The 19,758-nt window shown below is 41.9% G+C and carries 19 protein-coding genes; 2 read left to right on the top strand and 17 right to left on the bottom strand.

Annotation, left to right across the window (positions count from 1 at the left end; genetic code table 11):
* Nucleotides 1–30 precede the first annotated feature (30 nt).
* The 7 genes from CQA49_RS04355 to CQA49_RS04325 all read right to left on the bottom strand — a co-directional run bounded on the left by CQA49_RS04355 (nucleotide 31) and on the right by CQA49_RS04325 (nucleotide 8,071).
* Nucleotides 31–1,083: a 7-cyano-7-deazaguanine synthase gene (locus CQA49_RS04355; RefSeq protein ID WP_115574753.1), complete on the bottom strand. Its 1,053-nt coding sequence runs from the start codon at nucleotides 1,081–1,083 to the stop codon at nucleotides 31–33.
* On the bottom strand, nucleotides 1,058–2,773 hold the full coding sequence (dnaG, locus tag CQA49_RS04350) for a DNA primase (RefSeq protein ID WP_115574752.1): 1,716 nt from the start codon (nucleotides 2,771–2,773) through the stop codon (nucleotides 1,058–1,060). The genes CQA49_RS04355 and dnaG overlap by 26 nt, the downstream gene beginning before the upstream one ends.
* 16 nt (nucleotides 2,774–2,789) lie before the next feature.
* Nucleotides 2,790–4,133 (bottom strand): outer membrane family protein, encoded by a 1,344-nt coding sequence (locus CQA49_RS04345; RefSeq protein ID WP_115574751.1) that lies wholly within the window; start codon nucleotides 4,131–4,133, stop codon nucleotides 2,790–2,792.
* 90 nt (nucleotides 4,134–4,223) lie between these two features.
* A complete protein-coding gene (flhB, locus tag CQA49_RS04340) occupies nucleotides 4,224–5,351 on the bottom strand; it encodes a flagellar biosynthesis protein FlhB (protein ID WP_115574750.1) in 1,128 nt (375 codons plus the stop codon).
* A gap of 23 nt (nucleotides 5,352–5,374) precedes the next feature.
* On the bottom strand, nucleotides 5,375–6,100 hold the full coding sequence (locus CQA49_RS04335; RefSeq protein WP_115574749.1) for a plasminogen-binding N-terminal domain-containing protein: 726 nt from the start codon (nucleotides 6,098–6,100) through the stop codon (nucleotides 5,375–5,377).
* A gap of 11 nt (nucleotides 6,101–6,111) precedes the next feature.
* Nucleotides 6,112–6,831: an NUDIX hydrolase gene (locus CQA49_RS04330; protein ID WP_115574748.1), complete on the bottom strand. Its 720-nt coding sequence runs from the start codon at nucleotides 6,829–6,831 to the stop codon at nucleotides 6,112–6,114.
* Nucleotides 6,832–6,868: 37 nt separating this feature from the next.
* A complete protein-coding gene (locus CQA49_RS04325; RefSeq protein ID WP_115574747.1) occupies nucleotides 6,869–8,071 on the bottom strand; it encodes a peptidoglycan DD-metalloendopeptidase family protein in 1,203 nt (400 codons plus the stop codon).
* Between the two features lie 86 nt (nucleotides 8,072–8,157).
* On the opposite strand from CQA49_RS04325, the gene CQA49_RS04320 reads away from it, so the two are divergent.
* Nucleotides 8,158–9,588: a M23 family metallopeptidase gene (locus tag CQA49_RS04320; protein ID WP_115574746.1), complete on the top strand. Its 1,431-nt coding sequence runs from the start codon at nucleotides 8,158–8,160 to the stop codon at nucleotides 9,586–9,588.
* 103 nt (nucleotides 9,589–9,691) lie between these two features.
* Here CQA49_RS04320 and pseB read toward each other — a convergent pair whose 3' ends face one another.
* From pseB to CQA49_RS04275, 9 genes are all read right to left on the bottom strand, one after another.
* A complete protein-coding gene (gene pseB / locus CQA49_RS04315; protein ID WP_115574745.1) occupies nucleotides 9,692–10,690 on the bottom strand; it encodes a UDP-N-acetylglucosamine 4,6-dehydratase (inverting) in 999 nt (332 codons plus the stop codon).
* A gap of 10 nt (nucleotides 10,691–10,700) precedes the next feature.
* Nucleotides 10,701–12,482 (bottom strand): penicillin-binding protein 2, encoded by a 1,782-nt coding sequence (gene mrdA / locus CQA49_RS04310; protein ID WP_115574744.1) that lies wholly within the window; start codon nucleotides 12,480–12,482, stop codon nucleotides 10,701–10,703.
* The gene (locus CQA49_RS04305; protein WP_115737581.1) at nucleotides 12,466–12,945 is read right to left on the bottom strand and encodes a hypothetical protein; all 480 of its coding nucleotides are present in this window, start codon (nucleotides 12,943–12,945) and stop codon (nucleotides 12,466–12,468) included. The genes mrdA and CQA49_RS04305 overlap by 17 nt, the downstream gene beginning before the upstream one ends.
* Nucleotides 12,894–13,376, bottom strand: a complete 483-nt coding sequence (locus CQA49_RS04300) for an N-acetyltransferase (RefSeq protein ID WP_408938911.1) — start codon at nucleotides 13,374–13,376, stop codon at nucleotides 12,894–12,896. Before CQA49_RS04300 ends, CQA49_RS04305 begins: the two co-directional genes overlap by 52 nt.
* Entirely contained in the window at nucleotides 13,366–14,100 is a 735-nt protein-coding gene (locus CQA49_RS04295) for a GTP-binding protein (RefSeq protein WP_115574741.1), read from the bottom strand. The genes CQA49_RS04300 and CQA49_RS04295 overlap by 11 nt, the downstream gene beginning before the upstream one ends.
* On the bottom strand, nucleotides 14,100–14,522 hold the full coding sequence (gene rnhA, locus CQA49_RS04290; protein ID WP_115574740.1) for a ribonuclease HI: 423 nt from the start codon (nucleotides 14,520–14,522) through the stop codon (nucleotides 14,100–14,102). Before rnhA ends, CQA49_RS04295 begins: the two co-directional genes overlap by 1 nt.
* Nucleotides 14,497–15,579, bottom strand: coding sequence for a lipopolysaccharide assembly protein LapB (locus CQA49_RS04285; RefSeq protein WP_115574739.1), 1,083 nt, complete (start codon nucleotides 15,577–15,579; stop codon nucleotides 14,497–14,499). The genes rnhA and CQA49_RS04285 overlap by 26 nt, the downstream gene beginning before the upstream one ends.
* An 8-nt stretch (nucleotides 15,580–15,587) precedes the next feature.
* Nucleotides 15,588–16,415 carry a SurA N-terminal domain-containing protein gene (locus tag CQA49_RS04280; protein WP_115574738.1) on the bottom strand — a complete coding sequence of 276 codons (828 nt, stop codon included), beginning with the start codon at nucleotides 16,413–16,415 and terminating at the stop codon, nucleotides 15,588–15,590.
* 339 nt (nucleotides 16,416–16,754) lie between these two features.
* The gene (locus CQA49_RS04275; RefSeq protein ID WP_115574737.1) at nucleotides 16,755–17,624 is read right to left on the bottom strand and encodes a phospholipase A; all 870 of its coding nucleotides are present in this window, start codon (nucleotides 17,622–17,624) and stop codon (nucleotides 16,755–16,757) included.
* Between the two features lie 183 nt (nucleotides 17,625–17,807).
* Between CQA49_RS04275 and glmS the strand changes: the two genes are divergently transcribed.
* Nucleotides 17,808–19,604 carry a glutamine--fructose-6-phosphate transaminase (isomerizing) gene (gene glmS, locus CQA49_RS04270; RefSeq protein ID WP_115574736.1) on the top strand — a complete coding sequence of 599 codons (1,797 nt, stop codon included), beginning with the start codon at nucleotides 17,808–17,810 and terminating at the stop codon, nucleotides 19,602–19,604.
* Here glmS and CQA49_RS10275 read toward each other — a convergent pair.
* A partial coding sequence (locus CQA49_RS10275) for a hypothetical protein (RefSeq protein ID WP_220271722.1) occupies nucleotides 19,578–19,758 on the bottom strand: 181 nt, incomplete at its 5' end. The genes glmS and CQA49_RS10275 overlap by 27 nt on opposite strands.

Here is a 19,758-nt window from a genome sequence, read left to right as displayed (position 1 = left end):
TAAATCCCAAAAGCCCTTTAATCTCACAATTTAAGATTTCAGTAGCAAATATTGTGCGCTTTTTTCCTTTTCAAGCGCTTGTGTGGTGAAAATCTCATCGCCAATCTGCACGCTGTATTCCTGCCCTTGTTGCGTTTTGGCATAGCCCAGCACAATGCGCGCGCTTAAAAGCTTATCTTCTTTTGACGCGCTTTTTTCTATCAATCCCACCGGTCCGATAGAATCTAAAAGCGTGATTTTTTCCATCAGCGGATTTGGCGCGCTTAGCTTTTGATTTTCCTCTTCATTCCTGCCAACCACACAGCGCGCGCCATTTTCTAGCACGAGGTAGCGCCCTACTTTTATCATTTCGATATCTTCAAGTATCATCGTGCGGTGTGTGGATAAGTCTTTCATCTTTTGCGCGATAGAATCTTGCGTGAGCAAGCACCCGCCACCGGGCTTTTCAAAATATTTGAACCCATAGGATTCTATCATTTGTAGTTGCCTTGTCCTACTGCGCCCGCTTATATCAAGGAGTTTATCTCTATCCACCCAGCCCATTTTTTCTGCAAAGCTAGGCTCTAGGAGCTTTGCACTCATCGGGCGCAAAAGTAGCTCATCAAGCGTTTTTGGCTTGCTCTTATCGCTTCCATCGCGGCTTAGGATTCTATCAAACTTAGAATCTTTGCCAATTTCGCGCACAAGCTTTCTCACTTCATCAAGTGCTTGTTTGCGTTGGGATTTTGGGCGCTGTCCTAGCACCTCGCCACTGATGACAAAGTCCGCGCCACACTCTAGCAGGTAGTTAAACGCATTGCCAAACATATTTGCATGGCAGTCAATGCAGGGGTTGAAATACTTGCCATAGCCATATTTTGGCTTGAAAAGCACGGAGTTAAAAAACTGCTCGCGTATATCAATGACTTTGAGCTCTACGGGGATTTGCGCGGTGGCATTTTTGAAATACTCCATCTTATCCTTATTCCCGCCAAAACCGATATTAAAATGCAGCGCGATAACCTCGATACCTTGATCTTTAAGAAGTTTCATAGCAATGAGGCTATCACAGCCCCCGCTAAAAAGTGCTAAAGCTTTTTTCATAGCTTATAAGTTCTCCTTTTTGAAGTTGTGAAATTTTTTGCTTGATTGTAGCAAGAGATTCTAATTTTTGCTTAGAATCTAGCCCAAGATTTGGCACAGCGCGCAAATCTCGCTTATAGGCTTGCGTGATGAGAATACGCAAATGCGCCCTAAGTTCTTCAATCGTTTCTAGGCTTTTGAGATTTTCATTTATCCACAGCGCGCGCAGATTCTCATTTTCTTGCGCATTTTGCCCACTTAGGAGAAGTTCAAATTCCTTTTTGTAATGCAAAAACACATCGCTATCAATGTATTCAAGCGCGGTATCAAGCCAATCTCTATGCTCTAAAAGCGTGTAGATTAGCACACTTTCGGCAATATCATTTTGCGTTTGCGCATAAATTTGTGTTTGTGCTTGCGTGCTTTGGCTTGCGCGGTGAATCTTAATGAGATTTGGCGTGATTTTGAGCTGTTGGGCAAGGAAATCGACATATTCTGCCTGCAAAAGTGGCGTGAGCGTTTTAAGAAAAGCTTGAGATTCTAAGAGGGCTTTTTGTTTGGAGAGCGGATTAGTTAAATCAAAAGTTGCGATGATTTGCGTTAGCACAAACTCGATGAAAGGAATTGGCTTTGAGAAAAGGCGCTTGAGCTCCTCTATTCCGTTGCTTTGTCCATTTGGATTCTGCGTATTTTGGCTATTTTGTGCGCTACTTTGCACCATATCTGCGGGATCTTTGCCCCCTTCAAAAATCACCACGCCACCAAGCGCGGATTTCGCACTTAGCATTTTACTTGCACGCAATGCCGCGGCAATGCCTGCTTTATCGCCATCATAGCTTAGGATAATCTCTGGATCGCCTTTTTGCAAAAGTGGCAAATGCTCATTTGTCAAAGCCGTGCCAAGCGTCGCCACAGCGTTTTTAAAGCCCGCTTGATGCAGCATAATCACATCAATATAGCCCTCACACACGATGACTTTTTTTTCTCGGAATATAGAATCTTTAGCAAAATAGTAGCCATAGAGCAGTTTTGATTTATTGAAAATCTTGCTTTGTGGGGAGTTGATATATTTTGCAGGATTGTTTGAATCTAGCGTGCGTCCGCCAAAACCCACAACCTTACCACTGCTTGAATGTATGGGGAAAATTATGCGATCTCTAAAACGCGCAAATTCCCTCGTATTATCCCTTCCGATAATCCCAAATTCTAGCGCTTCTTGCTTATCTTGCTTTGTGTCGTTGAGAAATTTTATCGTCTCAAAGCCCGCCGGCGCATATCCTAGCTGGAAAGATTCTATATTTGCTTGAGAAATCCCGCGTAAGTTTAGGTATTGCAGAATCTGCGCGTTATTTGCAAGCTGCTGCTGATAGAATCTCGTGGTATTTTCTAGCAAATTGCTTTGCTTTTTTTGCACTTTTGTGTCGTATTCAAGCGTGAAGTTAAGCATTTCTGCGATTTTTTCAACGCTTTGATTAAAGCTTAAATGTTCATATTCCATCACAAACGAAATGCAATCGCCCCCGACACCGCAACCATAGCAATGATAGCTATTGCGTGCGGGGCTTACGACAAAGCTTGGCGTTTTTTCATTATGGAAAGGACAGCACGCGCTAAAGTTGCTTCCATTGCGCCTTAGCTCGATATAAGAGCCAATAATTGTCACAATGTCTGCTTGCTCTTTTAAGCGCTCAAGGCTTTGTTTTGTGATCATTATTTTTTATCTGCCTTTAGAGTTGCACTTGAAAATAGGCTTTGGCAAAGCTTTTATTAAGCGCGCTTTCGCCCTCGTGCTTTTCAAGCATATATACGCCTATCGCGCCAATTTCTAGCTGCTGCGTAAAGTTATGCTTCACGCCCAAACTTAGCGCATTTTGGCTTCTTTGCGCACTCACGCTATTGCGCGCGAGGACTTCAAATGAAGTGTTGCTAATATTGTAATCCAAAAACGCATACCATGTGCGCGCCTTTGCTTCATACATATTTGTCGTGTGGCTTCCGCTATGCATACCGCCCGGCGCGATGACGCCAAAGCCACTATGCGCGTGATTATGTGCTTCAAAACGCATTGTCGTCCCCATATTTGCAATTTCAAAAAAATGTGTGCCAATTTGCTGGAATCCTGCGCCAAATTCTAGCTTATTTTTGTAAGCAAAAGTCTGCTCCAACCACACAAGATAAGTATCCCCGCGCGTGTCAATATCATGCGTGTGCCCATCATGGCTGTGAGAATGCTCGTGATCATGGGCTTCTTGCTTGAAAAGAGAATCTAAATAGGCATAATGCAGCATAGTTTTTGCAAAAAAGCGCGAGCGAGAGCCAAACTCTAGCTCTGCCTTGCCTCCAAAAACGCTAAAAAATTCAGGCATCACATAGCCAAAGCCCTTCAAGCTTAAGTGATTGCTTATAAACTCCACTTCGCCCATGTAGAGATTCTGTCTGTCATAGAGATCTTTATAAAAGTTAAAATCGCTTGAAAATTCCCTTGTGATATGTGCTTGCTCATTTACCCAGAGAGCTGAGATTCCAAGCAAGGCATTATCAAAAACATTTGCCTTTGCAAACGCGTGCGCACCCTGCAAAGAATGCCCCACCCAATCAAACTCATCTTCAAAACGCCCAAGCTTTAGCCCAATGCTGTGGCGTCCCCCTTCATTTTTGTAGGACAAATAGGCTTGATTTGCGACAAATTTTGCGCTGAGGTAGTCATAAGTCGTGCCTGCAAAAGCTGTATCCATCTGAAATGGTGCAAACGCCTGCGCACCAAGTCCTGCGTAGAGATTAGGAAACATACTTGCTTCTAAGAGCATTTTTGCATAGAGCATTGAGTAATTATCGCGCCTTGCGTTTTCTCTTTTTGAGCTAAGTGCGCTAGTTTTGCCAAAGATTCCCACAGAGGCTTCAAAATCATGCAAACTTTGCGTGCCATCATTATGGTGGTGATGATGGTGCAAATGTTGGGAAATTTGAGAATCTGGCGCTGTTTGCGATTGCGAGCTTTCTTCTTGCGCGAGCGCATTTGAGAAAGCTAAAAGTGCGGATATTGAAAGGTAAAGAGGTAATTTATGAAACATTTTGACTCCTGTTTGTCATTTTTTTTTTTTTTGAAAGCAGGTGAAAGTGTAGCTGAAGTATTCTTAATAAAACCTTATTTATAAGAATGATTATCTATTTGCAGTTCTGGCTCTTGTGTCAATTTTACGCAAGGTTTTTGCAAGCGTTTCTTTGCCTTGGAGAGAATCCAAATGTGCCACTTGTTGCAATACCTTAGAAACGGCTATAAAGAGATCTTCTGGGATATATGTGCCAACTTCTGCAAGCGCGTAAAGTTGCCTCGCAAGGGGCGGATTTTCAATAATGCGCACATTATGTTCGCGCGCGATGGCTTTGATGCGTATAGCAAGCTCATCAATGCCCTTTGCCACGATAAGCGGTGGCGTGCCTTTGTCTAATTCCTCATCGCTATAGCGCACCGCCACAGCGTAATGCGTGGGGTTTGTGATGACAACTGATGCGTTTGGCACTTCTCGCATCATATTTGAGCGCGCGATTTTTTGTTGCATTTGGCGCACACGCGCTTTGATTTCTGGATTCCCTTCATGGAGTTTGGTTTCATCTTTAAGCTCTTTAACGCTCATACGCAGGCTTTTTATATACTGATAGCGCTTAATCATAAAATCCGCCACCGCCATTGCAAAAAATAAGATAAGCAAGATTCCAATCAAAATGAGCGCCTTTTCTCTAAACCACAAAACCTGCTGATACAGGCTCAAACGCGAGATTGTAGGCAACTCACCAAAAAAGCTAATAAACACCACAAAGCCCACGATAAACGCAATGCTAACCTTGAGCGTAATCATAAAGCCATCAAGGAGCTTTTTTAGGCTAAAGACATTTTTAATACCAGTTACGGGGTTAATCTTTGAAAGCTTTGGGCGCACAGCTTTTGGCGCAAGCAATAAGCCAAACTGCCCGACATTTGCCACTACGCCAATAATCATTAGCCCGATAAACACGGGCGCGACCATTTTAAATACTTCAAGCAGCAACTCTAAAAAAAGCTTTAAAAGCTCTTGTTTGTCGAATTCCTCAACTACAAAAAAACTCGCAATATGGCGGAATACATTTTCGCACCCGCTCACCCAAAAAGGAATCATAAAAAAAATAAGCGCCAAGCCACAAAGCATGACAAAAAATCCCACAAGTTCAACGCTCTTGCTTACATTGCCTTCCTCGCGCGCTTTGGAGATTTTGTGCTGGGAGGGGGCGAGGGTTTTTTCATCATCAGCCATGAGCTAGCCTTTGGGCGCAGGGATTAGTGCGCGTGTGTTTGTGTAAGCTTGTCGTAATAAGGGAAGTAATCTTTTGAATTATTTGACTTAAAGCGCGAGCCTAAGCGCTTATTTGGCGCAGTAATGCGAGAGAAAAAAGGCGTTATTACTTCTGTGTGTAAAATGCTAGAATCTTGAAATTCCTGCGTGCCAAACACCGCGAAACTTTGACAATCAAAAACCTTTATATTTTGAGAATCCGCGATGAATAAAAGCCCTATGCTGTATTTGGGGCAGAATTTTTGAAATTCTTTTTTCTGCGGATCGTTGGTGTTTTCTTGCTGTAAAAACGCGGCAAAAAGATCAATATGCATAAATTGTATATTTGGATTGCTTTTGATGATGTATTGATAAGTCTCTTGGTTTGGTGCAATGGCGATGGCGCGGTTATAAAAACTGCGGAAAAGCACTTCATCGCCCACTTTTGGCTCATTAATTGGCGTTGGCAAAAACTTCTGTTCTAAAAGCTCAAATGGCTTAAATGTCGCTGTTGCCTTGCCATCGGCTATTTCTATGATATGAGTTTGCGCGATGATGACTTCATTTGATTGATTTTTAGTTAGCACCACGCCACTTTCGCCGAGTTTCAAATCATGCGCGGGAAAAGTGAGTTTGTCTTTTTCGATAGATTCTATATTTTCGCGCACAGCGTTAATATCAAAACCGCTCAATAACCCCAAACAAAGTGTCAAAAAAATAAAAGCTTTCATTGATGTGTCCTTTAAATAATAAATTTTATTTGCTTTGTATGTTGCAAAAACCACAGAATCCCAAAGCCAAGTCCGGGCGTTTTGACAAAGCGAGAATCTTGCAAAAACGCCTCTAAATCCCCTCTTGCAATCTCAAAGCATTCAATCACTTCGCCATCGATGCCACCACCAGCGCAAACTTTATCCTTTTGTCCCACACGCGCATAAAATAGATATTGCTGCGCTCCACTTGAGCCAACGGAAGTGCGGAAAGTCGCCACTTCCACAAGCGCGCTAGAATCCACTTTATACCCGCATTCTTCAAGCACCTCTTCAGCAGCGATTTGCTCTATACTTTTGCCTTCTTTATCAACAAGCCCAGCGCATAGCTCATACACATAGCCCACGCTTTTTTCATCTGTATTTTCTTGCGGGGCTTGATTTTGTGAAATTTGATTTTCTTTAGATTTTTCTTTGCGCTCTTGCTCGCGTATAAACACCGCTGGGCGGAATTGTCGCACGACAATAAAGCTGTCATTATCCACATTATGCAGGATAATCGCCACGCTGTCATGACTTTGGATAAAATCCCATGTTTTTTTGAAGCCATTTTCGACATAGTGCATTCTTTGGGGCTTAATGTATGGAGAATCTACGCAAGGCGCAAGCGTAATATCTGAAATCGCGCTTTGCTTAGCGCTTGCCAAAAGGGAGGCGAGATTGGCAGAAGTGGGGTTGTTTTTTGTATTCATAATTGGGAGATTCTATAATGTTATGATGATTTTTGGACTAATCTTTTTGTATTTCTTTTTTGAAATCATCATTTGGGCTTAGGCGCACGATGAGCGCTTGTTTTTGCTCGGTATCTGCTTGTGCGATGATGGTATCAAGCTCGCCTTTATAAGCATTTGCAAGCGCTAAAAACTCTTCTTTTTCTTTGTTGAGAAGTTCTTTTACCTGCGTTTTGATATTGCCCAAAGGATTTATCGGGCGATTATTTTTATACACACCAAAATGCAAATGCGGTCCTGTGCTAAGTCCTGTAGAGCCAACTTTTGCGATATATTGCCCTTTTTTGACACTTTTACCAGTTTTCATTCCGGGCGCAAAGGAATCTAAATGCGCATAGATTGTTTTCAAACCATTTTCGTGGCGGATTTCTATCACATTGCCATAGCCACCTTTTTTGCCCACAAAGTTTATCACGCCATTTCCTGCTGATAGCACCGTGCTTCCTTTGGGTGCGGCGTAATCCACTCCATAATGCGGGCGCACAAAGCCTAAAATCGGGTGTTTTCTACCTAGCGAAAATCTCGAGCTAATGCGCGCAGTTTTAATTGGCGTGTAAAGCAAAAAGCCCTCAATTTCCTTGCCTTGTATATCATAGTAGCGCCCATTGTTGAAAGAAAAAAGATAGTTTGGCTTTTTATTTGTCTCTATCATCGCAGCTTTTATGCGCGCGTTGCCTAGCGGATTCCCAAGGCGGTATTTGCGCTCATATACAAGGGCTAGTCTATCGCCTTTCAATACATTGCGACTAAAATTCACGCTATTTTTATACGCGCTTAAAAACTCATTTACTAAGCCCTTATCATCTGTGAGCTCCATTAAGTCTTGGTAGGCGGATTTTTGGATTGAAAGCACGATTTGCTGTTTTGTCTCAAAATACGCGATGGGCGTGAAGTCGATTTTATAGCTTCCATTGTGGCGTGAAATGTGGATTTGCATACCGTCACCTATGGGGATTAGCGCTTGCACAAGGTTATTTTCAGAATCTAGCGCGGTAAAGTAGCGCACGCCAGCATAAATTTCGCTTGTTAATTCCCTATCTTCTGGGTTTAAGTCATAATATACGCTTGTTGGAATATTGTATTTTTGGAAAAAGCCAAAAAGCGTGTTGCCATTTTCCCATACAGCACTTTCTACCACCGCGCCAAAGGCACTTTGACTTAAAAATACCAGCAAAAAAATACCTTGCAAAATCTTTTTCATTCGTTTGTGCTACCTCGCAACTTTAGAGTAAAATGCCCGCAATGCTAGCATAAAAACTTAGAATCTAGGCTTAATAAAAGCTTTATATGAGCGTTGCTATAATGCGCTTTTTTGCAAAATGGGGGCTTAGTGGAATTATGAGAATTGTTGGAATTGTGGTTGCGTTGCTTATTTTGTTGGGCGTGGGCTTTGGGCTAAATGTGCTTTTATGCGAGCAAACTAAGCCCACTTACTCGCTCAATCTCCCAACGCATTGGAATCTAAAAGATGATTTGGTGGTTGATTTTAGCAATGAAAGCGGTTTGAGAGGCTATGAGATTGAAATTTTGCTAGATTCTCAAAGTCTTTTTCAGAAAAAAGAAGTGGTGCTAGGGAAGCCAAAACATCTCTCTATCTCTTTGCCAAAACCGCCTACCGAGCTAAAAAACGGCACAATTTTGCAGTATAAAATTAAGGTGCGCGATTGGAGTAATGCAAACTTTTTTATGGGCAATAGCGTAACGCTTGATATGTTTCTTACCATTGATATGATTGCGCCGCGCGTTGAGATTCTCGCGCATTCTCCTAAAATCTCGCGTTCAGGAAGCGCGCTTGTGGTGTTTAAGGTTGAAGATATCGCGCTAGATTCTATAGTTTTAAGCAATGGCAAGAATGAATTTGAAGCCTTTAAATACGAGCCAAAAGCGCTAGATTCTCTCACACTTCCGCCAAATACACAGCTTTTTGCCTCTATCATCGCGTGGCCTTTGAAAAACACCTTTTTTGAAGGCAGTATCACCATCACAGACAAGGCGCATAATGTCACTAAAATCCCCATTCCTATCGCTAAAAACCTTTCCGCGCCTTTGCGAAAATCAAATATAAGGCTAAAAGAAAATTTTTTAGAATCCAAACTTCCAACGCTCATAGAGCAAATTGGCTCGGTTAATTTTGAGGATTTCAAAGATGATAAAGAGCGCTTTTTGTTCATCAATGAAACTATGCGCAACGAAGATGAGGAAAAAATCATCGAAGCGTCAAAATATATCGCCACAGACAAAAGCTATATCGAGGAATTTGTGCCATTTTATCCGCTGAAAAATGCACAGGCAGTGGGATTTTTTGGCGATGAGCGCAGTTATTACCTCGATAAGGATATGGTGAGTATCACTTATCACATGGGGCTTGATTTGGCGAGTGTGAGAAATGCGCCGATTTCATCAAGCAATGATGGCGTGGTTACGCTAAGGCGGTATTTGGGACTGCATGGAAATACGATAATGGTGTATCATGGATTTGGGCTTTCATCGTTGTATGCGCATCTTTCAGATTCTCTAGTGAAGGTTGGCGATACCATTGCGCCAGAAACTTTGCTAGGCTACACAGGCGAGAGTGGCTGGGCGTTTGGCGATCATTTGCATTTAGAAATCTTGGTGCAGGGCTATCCTGTGAGTTTGAATGAATGGATGAGCGCAAAATGGGTAGAGGAAAACATTAACAGCGTTTTTAGACGATCACACGAAAAGGCGATGAAGTAAGGTTTTGCGATTATGCGTTTAATGGTAGGGTTTTGCGTCTAATGCACGCTTGCAGGCAAGAGAATCTACGAAGTTTTGATAGCTAGAAAAGCTAAAAATAAAATTACAAATTTTTCAAAAACTCCTGCAATTGCGCAGAATCTAGCCATTGACTATTTGTGTTGCTTGCGTATTCAAACTCTTCACCTACGAGATTCCCGCGTAAGTTATTGCGGGTAAGTGTATAATCAATTGGCGTTTGAAAATTGATTGTTGGCATAAGTGTGTAAAAGCTTTCAAACTCCACGCACAGCCTAGAATCATCTTTTGGAATCATCACTTCATGCAGCTTTTCTCCCGGGCGGATTCCGATGGTTTTAAGCCTCGCATTTGGCGCGATGGCATGGGCTAAGTCCTTGATATACATACTTGGGATTTTTGGCACAAAGATTTCCCCACCATGCATTCTCTCCAGTGAATCCAGCACAAATTCCACACCAGAATCGAGCGTGATAAAAAACCTACTCATTTTTTCATCAGTTATTGGAAGTTCATCTGCGCCAGATTCTACGAGCTTTTTAAAAAATGGAATGACAGAGCCCCTCGAGCCTAGCACATTCCCATAGCGCACCACACTAAATTTACAATCCTGCGCGCCTTTGATATTGTTTGCCGCGATAAATTGCTTGTCAGAGCAAAGCTTTGTCGCACCATAGAGGTTGATTGGATTTGCGGCTTTGTCCGTGCTAAGCGCGATGATAAAGCGCACATTGTTTTTTAGCGCGGCGTTGATGACATTGCTCGCGCCATCGATATTTGTTTTGATACATTCCATCGGGTTGTATTCTGCGATCGGCACATGTTTGAGCGCGGCAGCGTGGATACAGATATCAATGCCATTGAGCGCTACTTCTAGCCTTTTAGCATCGCGCACATCTCCGATAAAAAAGCGCATACGCTTATCAGTGAAGCTTTGCGCCATTTCGTATTGTTTGAGCTCATCGCGACTATAAACGACTACTTTTTTGGGATTGTGCTTCTCTAAAATCGTTTGGATAAACTTTTTGCCAAAGCTCCCTGTCCCGCCGGTGATAAGGATATTTTTATTATCGATTACATGCATAGAATCTCCCTTATTTTATGTAGCCTAAATCACCGAGTTTATTTACAATGCTTACCAAAATCGGTCCGCCATTGCCCCCGCCCCCGCCATGTTCTAGCAAAATGGTTATAGCATATTTTGGCTTTTGATAAGGCACAAAGGCAGTGATCCACGCATGCGAGCGCGAGAAATAATCCATTTCAGATTCTTTTAATCGCACTTTGATGTCTTGCGGGATTCCCGTGACTTGCGCGGTGCCTGTTTTGCATGCGATGCTAGCTTTAGCGCCCCGCGTGCGCCAATATGCCGTGCCACCATCTGGGGAATTGCACACTTGATACATGCCTTTTCTTAGCACCCAAAGTTTTTGCAACTCATGCTCGTTTAGCACTTCTTGTATCTCATATTCCTTCGCTTCGCCATTGAAAGCCTTCGCAAAATGTGGCGTTACAAGCTTGCCTGTGGCGATAAGTGCGGTGTAGCGTGCCACTTGTATGGGCGTGGCGAGAAAATATCCCTGCCCGATAGAGGTGTTAATCAAGTCACCACCAACCCAATTTTCCCCCTTTACCTTAAGCTTCCATTCAGGCGTAGGCACGACGCCGCGAGATTCACTAGGAAGGTCAATCCCGCTTTTTTCCCCAAAGCCCATTTGGTGCAAAATGCTTGCGATGTTATTAATCCCAGCTTTTAAAGAGAGCTTGTAAAAATACACATCAACGGATGAGCGGATGGCTTTAAGCAAATCCGCGCTATTATGCCCGCATTTCCAATCTCTATATTTCCGCCCGCCAAGCTCAATAAAACAAGGCGTCTCAATAACCGTATTTTCTGTAATATCCGCGTATTCTAAAAAGCTTAGCCCCATAGCCATTTTAATAACCGAGCCCGGCGGATATTGCCCGGAGGTAAATTTATTCACAAGTGGGAGATGGGGATTTTCAAGTAATTCTTTCCATGCGGGGATACTGATGCCATCGACAAAGTCATTAAGATTGTATTCTGGGTAGCTTCCCGCCGCGAGAATCTCGCCATTTTCCACATCCATCACCACCACAGCGCCTTCTTTATTTTCAAATTCAGAATCTAGCAATTCCTGCAAATGCAAGTCAATGCTAAGGTTGAGGTTATTTTGCTTTAGCGGCGCGCCTTCTTCTAAAAGGCGGATTTCTTTGTGCAAGGAGTTTATTTGGCTTACTCGATAGCTTGCCTCACCTTGCAAAAACTCATTATATTGCGCTTCTATGCCGACTTTTCCGATACTTCTTGTGAAAAGCGAAAGGGGATTTTTCTCTATATCTTTTTGATTTGCTTTTGAGACATAGCCGATGATATGTGAAGCAGAAGAGAGGTTAGGATAAAAGCGCTTTTGCGCGGGTGCTATGCTAATATAAGGGCTTTGCTTGAGATAAGTGTAAGTATGCGCGATTTGCATATAAGTGAGAAAATCCACAACCATAATTTGTGAGTGATTGTAAGAGGTGTTGGCGTGCGTGTAGGTTTTGAGCAATTTTTGAGAATCTAAAAAGGGAAAATAGCTTGTGATAAGCTCGATTTGAGATTCTAAAACAGAATCTTTTAAGCGCGGGGCAAGAGAGAGGGAAAATCCTAGCTCATTTGTGGCAAGTGGCTCGTTGTTTCTATCTAAAATCTCCCCGCGAATGGGCGTGAGCGTATCAATTTTGGTGGCATTTTTTTGCGCGTATTTTTCATAATAATCATGGTTTATAATTGTCACAATATAAAGGCGCACAATGATAGTGAGCCACACAAGCGCAAAAAGCGCAACCATTATCCTAAATCGAATACTCATAAAAACTCGCTACAATCGTTTCAACCACGAAATAATACACAAGAATAAGTGGATTTATATCAAGGTAGAGATTCCCAAAGGATTTAAACGCAACAAGCACAAGATACAGCCCAAAATACACAAGCGCGATTTGCAAAACCGCCAAAAAGCGCTTTGCATTCAAAGTATCTACATACAAAAACGCCATATAGCGCAATACCAAAAACAGCACAAGCAAGATTCCAAGCGGCATATCATTGAAAATCTCCACCACAAAAAGCATACTTAGGATAATGCAAAAACGCCAGAAATTATCCTCTTTGTCATAATGCACCAAAAGCAAGAAAAAAACCCCGAGCAATGGCGGCAAAAAGCTTAACAACCCAGCCAAACTCTCATACACAAAGAGAGCAATAAAAAGCGCGATATTTTTTAAACTTTGGCTATAAGAGCCACCTCGTCGCATATTGGAAAATGTTTGCATTTGATACAATCCGCCCATATTTTATGATTTGGTAAAAGTGCTTTGTCGATTATAGCAAAACCAAGCTTTTGAAATAATTTTTCTCTATAAGTTAGCACTAATATTTCGCTTAAACCCAGCTCTTTGGCTTCTTTTTTGACAGATTCTATAAGCGCGCTTGCGATGCCTTTGTTTCGATACTTTTCATCTACGATTAAAGAGCGCAATTCCCCCAAAGTGCTAGAATACACATACAGTGCGCAGAATCCAATGATTTTGCCTTTCTCATTTTCTTTGCTTGGATTTTCACGCGCGACATGATAGGAGCGGATAGCATTTGCCATCTCATCAATACTGCGCTCTAAAATCACCCCGCGCTCCACTTCCACGCTCACAAGCGCGCGCATTTCCTCGATATCGCTAAGCGTTGGCTTTTGGATGCTATACATTATTTTCCTCTTGTTGCTGTTGTTGGTTTGAGGGCGACATTTTGCCCAAAACTTTTTGAAAAATCATAAACCGCAACGCAGAAACGCTAGAAATTTTATGCTGGATTTTTTTAGATGGGTTAATGCTAGAGAGTATCGCGCCTTGTGATTTGAGCGTATTTAGCGCGCTTTGGTTGAGCTTATCAGCTTTTGTAAAAATGCTTAGAATCTCTTGATCGCCCCTTTTTATGCTTTGCAAAAACTCTAGCACCGCGTCATCTTGAGCCAAATCCGCATGCCTGCTATCGCGCAAAAAGACAAAAAGTTTAATGCTGCTGCGCTTTTGCAAAAATTCTACCAAATCCCTTTGCCATTTTTCCTGCAGGCTTTTGCTCACCTTTGCATAGCCAAATCCGGGCAAATCGATAAAAACAAGCTCTTGTGCAGAATGCGTGTCTTGCGCGTTTTGAGAATCTTTAGAATCTACGCTTTGAGTGGGATTTATGCCTTGCGTGTTTTTATTAGATTCTCGTATTTCCCAGCGCGTGGAAAAAAAGTTGATAAGTTGTGTTTTGCCCGGTGTGCTTGAGCTTTTGGCAAGATTTGCGCCTAAGAGGAGATTAAGAAAGCTAGATTTTCCAACATTGCTGCGCCCTAAAAAGGCGATTTCAGAATGCAAGGGGCTTGGGGCTTGTGCGATATTTTGCGCGCTTAGCAAAAAGCGGGGATTTATGGATAAAACTTGCATTAGGAGAGAAACTTTTGCGCTTGAGCTTTTGCGATGGAATCGCATTCTTCATTAAGCGGGATTCCCGCATGCCCTTTGATCCAATGCGCGCTTACAAAATGCCCTTTGCTTACCTTTAAATACTCGCGCCACAAATCGGGATTCTTAACCTTTGCGAAGTCTTTTGCCACCCAATTTTTCAACCAAGTGTTAATCCCTTCGCACACATATTTTGAGTCGCTGTAAAGCTCTATTTTGCAAGGTTCTTTGAGTGCTTTTAGGGATTGTATGACGGCTAAAAGTTCCATTCTATTGTTTGTCGTGTGTGCTTCGCCACCGCTTAACACTTTTTTTGTGCCTTTGTATTCTAAGATCCCGCACCAGCCGCCAGCACCCGGATTCCCAAGTGCGGAGCCATCACAATAAAGAGTGACTGATTTCATCTTTTTGCTCGATGACTTTGCAGATAAGCTCAAAGCAAAGCAAGGCGTTACATTTAGGACAGCGATTGCTTTCAAATGGGAAAATGCTTTTGCATTCACTACAACGATATTCAAAGCTTAAATCCGCCCTAAAGGCTGAAAACTCGCGCAAGATTCTAATGCTTTCTAGCTCAAATTTTTCGCATGGCGCGCTAGATTCAATATAACCTTTGGCGCGATAAATTTCTAAGATTTTTGGATTTTTAAGGAGGCTTAGCGGGACTTCTTCTTTGGTGCATTTCCAAAAAATATCAAGGAGATTTTCGATATTTTGCGTGTTTGAAGCCTCTTTGTGATTTAAAACCTCTTGCCAAAATAGTGGAAGGTTTATTTCTTTATAGAATCCTAGTATGAGCTTTTGAAGTTGCGGGTGGTTGGAGTAGATATTTTTTAGCTTTGCAATCTTTGCTTCATAGCCAAGTGTGGCGTCATAGAAGGTATTAAGCGCTTGCAAATAGGCGTAATTTTTTGCAATTTCTTGTAGATATTTCTCATCGCGGATTTGACTTTGATTGCAAATCTCTTCAATGCAACCAAGCGTATCAAGCGCGTCTTTGTAGAGTCCGAGATTTTCATAAGTTTTTAATAAATAGCTTAAAACTTCTCTATTGCGCGGGTAGTTTTTGATGATTTCTAAAAAGATATTTTTTGCCCTTTGTAAGAATCCCGCTTGAAAATACGCGATTCCCAGCGCATAGAGAATCCGCGCCTTTTCTTGAGAATCTTCTAAATTATCAACAATGCTTCCATAAATTTTAATCGCTTCTTGTATATTGCCACTTTGGATATAGGCTTGCGCGATAAATTCAAGCGTTGGGATAGGATTTGTGCTTAGCTTTAAAAACTCTTCCACCCCATCTTTGACGCCTAAATAATCATAAGATTTTTTGAGATTCTCAATCGCACCAAGGCGCTTTTTTTCGCGCATTTTATTACGCAAAAAGTCCAAAATCCCCACACTAGCGATAATCACAAAAAGTATGACAACGCCAAAAAGCGGGTCTTTATACCACACCATTTTTTAGCCTATTCTCGTATATACACGATTTTTGCACTTGCGCGCATTTTGTCAAAATGCTCTTTGATAATATCTTGCTCTTTTTGTGCGAGCAATTTAGAGTTTATAAACGCTTTTGCTTGCTCAAAGCTTAAAAGCGTATTGCCATTTTTTTGCAAAATAAGAAAGCTTATGAGCAAGTCGCCAGAATTAAGCACAGGCGTAAATTCACCCTTTGGCGTGGTGACAAAAACTTGCTTGATTTGTGGGCTTAGCGCATCTAGGGCGATTTCTTCTTGCATTTTTTCCACGCCATCGATGGATTTATTTGGCGCTGCTTGTGCCTTTTGCAAAAGCGTATCACTTTTTGCGCTATAGCGCATTACGCTCACACTTGTAGGAATCTCAAATTCTTTTTTGTGCTTTGTGTAATAGGCGAAAAGCTCGTTTTCATCGGTGATGCTTACATTTGATGAGAGAATCTTTTGCATAAGCTCGCGCGTTTGGATTTGTTTTTTGATTTCTGCGCGATAGTTTTGGTAGCTTAAGCCCCTTTTTGCGATTTGTGAGATAAGCTCACTTTTGCTCATACCGCTACTTTGGGCGATTCTTGTGATTTCATCATCGATTTTAAATTCATCAACGCTGATTTTAAAACGCTCAATCTCATCATCTTTCAAACGCTCATTAATAAGCATATCAATAGCCTGCTCTTTGGTGATTTTAAACTCTTTTTGCACGGATTTGATTTCATTTAGCGTGATGGCGTGGCTATTTACGCGTATTGCCACACCCGCGATAATCTCAGCATAGCAAAACGCCCCGCAAAGCAAAAAAGACAAAAAAGCTGTTTTCATTTTTTTAAACCCTTTGTGAAAATATAGTTTGGGATTTTAGCTAATCTTTGATTAAGTAAGGGCAAAATTTGCAATCTTTGCTAAAAAATAGCGCGCAAATGTGCGTTTTTAGGGAATCTAAAAATCTAAGATTCTAGCTAGCATGGCAGAATCCTAGATTTTCAATGGATTGCTTCATTCGTTTCACTCACTCGCAATGACAAAATACAATACGCGACAATAACCACAAAGCAAGGTGGCAGAATCTTAAGAGCCTAATTAATTAGAAAGGGTGGAATATGTGCGCGTAAGCGGAGCCGAGCGGAATTCACTTCCGCGAAGGTGATACAACAAAAGGAATTAAAGATTCTGCCACAGGCGCACACCGAGTCCTGCGCGATTTGAGTGGATATTGTATTCATAGATATTGTCGCCATAGCCGTTTGTGTATTGCACATAAAGCCCAATATTGTGCGTGAGGCGGTAGGTGTAGCCTAACACAAAGCGTGGCTTATAAAAGCTATAATCTGCCACAATAGGCGTAAGATAGGCTTCAAGCAAATGATCGCCATAATTTGCATACAGCAAAATGTCTGCATAGCCACGATAGCGCACTAGGTCGGGATTATCATGCAAAAAGCCATCATAATGTAAGCCCGTCCAAATCCACGCATTTAGCACTGCGCCGACTTTTGCGCGCTCGCTAAAGTTATGCTGTAATTTTAGGCTGCCTAGAATCTGATTTTGCGTGCGTGAGCGCAAAGCACGCTCGCCATTTGAAGTGTGTTTGAAACCGATGCGGATATGGCGCAGAGTTTTGGAAGCATTTTCATACGCCCAATAGAGTTCTGGCGAGTAGTCAATATCCCTAAATGGGCGAGAATCCGCTTTATTATAAAGCTGAAAAAATGAAGTTTGCGTGTAGGCAAAAAAGATGAAATATTTTTTATTAAGATTGACAATGGGGATTCTAAAGCTAAATTGATATTTCACTTCATTTGCGATGTTGCTATCATAGGGCTTGCTAAAGCTGTAATAATAAGGCAAGGCGTAGATTGGATTTTGCAAATATAAGCGCCCTAAAAAGGTTTCTGGGATCTCATTGCCAAATTCGATTTGCTTCGCTAGTGGTGGAGATTCTAAAGGATTTTCAGAATCTGCGTCTTTATCTTTTGCTTGAGCTTGCAAAAGGCTAAAACATAATAATAAAAGAAAGAAACCTGCGCGCATACGACCTCTTAAAGTATAAAAATATTTTGGGGATTTGCCATGTGGCTAGCGTTTAAAGAGAAATTTTGTCATTATATTGTAAGATAACAAATTTTATGTTGAAAAATTTGCGTAAAATGCTAGATTCTTGATTTTAAAATGCAGTAGAGAATCTTTAATATTTTTAGGAATTAGGAGTTAAAAATGTGCGGAATCATCGGCTACATAGGCAATAATGAAAAAAAACAAATTATTCTAAATGGCTTAAAAGAGCTTGAATATAGGGGCTATGATAGCGCGGGGCTAGCTGTTTTGGTACAAAATGAGATACATAATTTTAAGGCTGTGGGGAAAATTGTCAATTTAGAAAATAAATGCAAGGATTTTAGCTCTGCTGGTTTTGGCATAGGCATAGGGCATACGCGCTGGGCGACACATGGCAAACCTAGTGAATCTAACGCACACCCGCATTTTGCGGAATTTAGTAGCGTGGTGCATAATGGAATCATCGAAAATTATATGCAAATCAAGCAGGAGCTTGAATCTAGCGGGCATAAATTTGTAAGTCAAACAGATACTGAAGTCATCGTCCATCTTTTTGAGGAGAATCTAAAAGCGCATAAAACGCCCATGCAAGCCTTTAAAAAGACTATCGCACGCCTAAGTGGGGCGTATGCGATTTTGCTTATCACAAAAGCAGCGCCAGATTCTGTCTTTTATGCTAAAAAAGGCTCGCCACTCATCATTGGCAAGGGCGAGGGTGCAAATGAGGGGATTTATTTTTCAAGCTCTGATGCGCCACTTATTGGGCTTGCGCAAAGAGTGTGCTATTTGGAAGATGGTGCGGTTGGCTCTATTGATAGTGATGGATTTGAGAATCTTCAAGGCATTGTCGCGCTCAATGCGACGAAGTCATACGCGCAAAAAGATGGCTTTAGATTCTTTATGGAGAAAGAAATTTATGAGCAACACAAAGTTTTGCTTGAAACGATGATGGGGCGCGTGAGTGATGAGTTTATTGGATTTGAAGAGGTGGAGAAAGAATTTTTTGAAGGCATTGATGAGATTACGATTTGTGCGTGTGGGACGAGCTATCATGCGGGATTGAGTGCGAAATATTTGCTTGAGCGAGAATCAAAGATTAAATGTAATGTGGTATTTGCAAGTGAATATCGCTACGCAGAGCCTGTGATGCGTAAAAATGAGCTTTTTGTATGTGTCTCGCAAAGTGGTGAAACTGCCGATACGCTCGAAGCGCTCAAGCTTGCAAAAAAGCATGGGCTAAAGAGTTTGGCAATTTGCAATGTGGATAATAGCTCGATTGTGCGAGAATCTGATAGGTGTGTTCTCACGCGCGCAGGGATTGAAAAAGGTGTAGCAAGCACAAAAGCCTTTGCTACGCAGGTTATGGCGTTGTGGATTCTTAGCGTGTATGTGGGATTTGTGCGTGGAGTGATAAAAAAAGAGGCGTTTAAAACTTACGCGCAAACAATGCTAAAAGCTAGCAAGCTCACAAAGGTGGATTCTAAACTGCACGATAGGCTAAAGCGCTTGTCAAAGCGTTATTTGCACGGGCATGGATTTTTCTTTATCGGGCGCGATGTGTTTTATCCGCTCGCACTTGAAGGCGCGCTCAAGCTTAAAGAGATTAGCTATTTGCACGCGGAAGGCTATCCGAGCGGAGAGATGAAGCATGGACCGATTGCGCTTGCAGATTCTGAACTTTTTTGCCTAGCGCTTATGCCAAAGCATATGTTGTTTGAAAAGATTAAAAGCAATGTCGAGGAGCTAGGCGCGCGTGATAGCACGATTTGTGCGATTTGTGCTGATGAGGTGGAGGGCGCTGATGATATGATTTATATCCCGCACACCGCGCATTATATGGAGGAATTTTATGCGATGATGGTGGTGCTACAGCTTTTGGCGTTGGAAATTTCTGTCAAACTTGGTAATGATGTAGATATGCCGAGGAATCTAGCAAAGTCTGTGACGGTTGAATAATGAAATTTTTGGGATTTTGTTTAGAATCTTGAAAAAGTCCCAAAATCCCCCTTTCCTATAAGCCAACTTTAAGCCTTCCATTTGTAATATTGCGTTTCCCAAATTCATTTGGCTTCCTTTTTTCCCAAATATTTTAACTTCATTGATACCCACT

The sequence above is a fragment of the Helicobacter sp. MIT 00-7814 genome (genome assembly GCF_003364115.1).
Classification (GTDB): Bacteria; Campylobacterota; Campylobacteria; order Campylobacterales; family Helicobacteraceae; genus Helicobacter_F.
This window is presented reverse-complemented; position numbering and strand designations above follow the sequence as displayed.

Bases quoted from the DNA above. Each gene is read 5' to 3' on its own strand.
- dnaG (WP_115574752.1), bottom strand. From the start codon at position 2,773: ATGATCACAAAACAAAGCCTTGAGCGCTTAAAAGAGCAAGCAGACATT.
- rnhA (WP_115574740.1), bottom strand. From the start codon at position 14,522: ATGAAATCAGTCACTCTTTATTGTGATGGCTCCGCACTTGGGAATCCG.
- CQA49_RS04345 (WP_115574751.1), bottom strand. From the start codon at position 4,133: ATGTTTCATAAATTACCTCTTTACCTTTCAATATCCGCACTTTTAGCT.
- flhB (WP_115574750.1), bottom strand. From the start codon at position 5,351: ATGGCTGATGATGAAAAAACCCTCGCCCCCTCCCAGCACAAAATCTCC.
- CQA49_RS04305 (WP_115737581.1), bottom strand. From the start codon at position 12,945: ATGCAAACATTTTCCAATATGCGACGAGGTGGCTCTTATAGCCAAAGT.
- glmS (WP_115574736.1), top strand. From the start codon at position 17,808: ATGTGCGGAATCATCGGCTACATAGGCAATAATGAAAAAAAACAAATT.
- CQA49_RS04295 (WP_115574741.1), bottom strand. From the start codon at position 14,100: ATGCAAGTTTTATCCATAAATCCCCGCTTTTTGCTAAGCGCGCAAAAT.
- mrdA (WP_115574744.1), bottom strand. From the start codon at position 12,482: ATGAGTATTCGATTTAGGATAATGGTTGCGCTTTTTGCGCTTGTGTGG.
- CQA49_RS04330 (WP_115574748.1), bottom strand. From the start codon at position 6,831: ATGAATACAAAAAACAACCCCACTTCTGCCAATCTCGCCTCCCTTTTG.
- CQA49_RS04325 (WP_115574747.1), bottom strand. From the start codon at position 8,071: ATGAAAAAGATTTTGCAAGGTATTTTTTTGCTGGTATTTTTAAGTCAA.
- CQA49_RS04280 (WP_115574738.1), bottom strand. From the start codon at position 16,415: ATGAAAACAGCTTTTTTGTCTTTTTTGCTTTGCGGGGCGTTTTGCTAT.
- CQA49_RS04275 (WP_115574737.1), bottom strand. From the start codon at position 17,624: ATGCGCGCAGGTTTCTTTCTTTTATTATTATGTTTTAGCCTTTTGCAA.
- CQA49_RS04320 (WP_115574746.1), top strand. From the start codon at position 8,158: ATGAGCGTTGCTATAATGCGCTTTTTTGCAAAATGGGGGCTTAGTGGA.
- CQA49_RS04355 (WP_115574753.1), bottom strand. From the start codon at position 1,083: ATGAAAAAAGCTTTAGCACTTTTTAGCGGGGGCTGTGATAGCCTCATT.
- CQA49_RS04285 (WP_115574739.1), bottom strand. From the start codon at position 15,579: ATGGTGTGGTATAAAGACCCGCTTTTTGGCGTTGTCATACTTTTTGTG.
- pseB (WP_115574745.1), bottom strand. From the start codon at position 10,690: ATGCATGTAATCGATAATAAAAATATCCTTATCACCGGCGGGACAGGG.
- CQA49_RS04335 (WP_115574749.1), bottom strand. From the start codon at position 6,100: ATGAAAGCTTTTATTTTTTTGACACTTTGTTTGGGGTTATTGAGCGGT.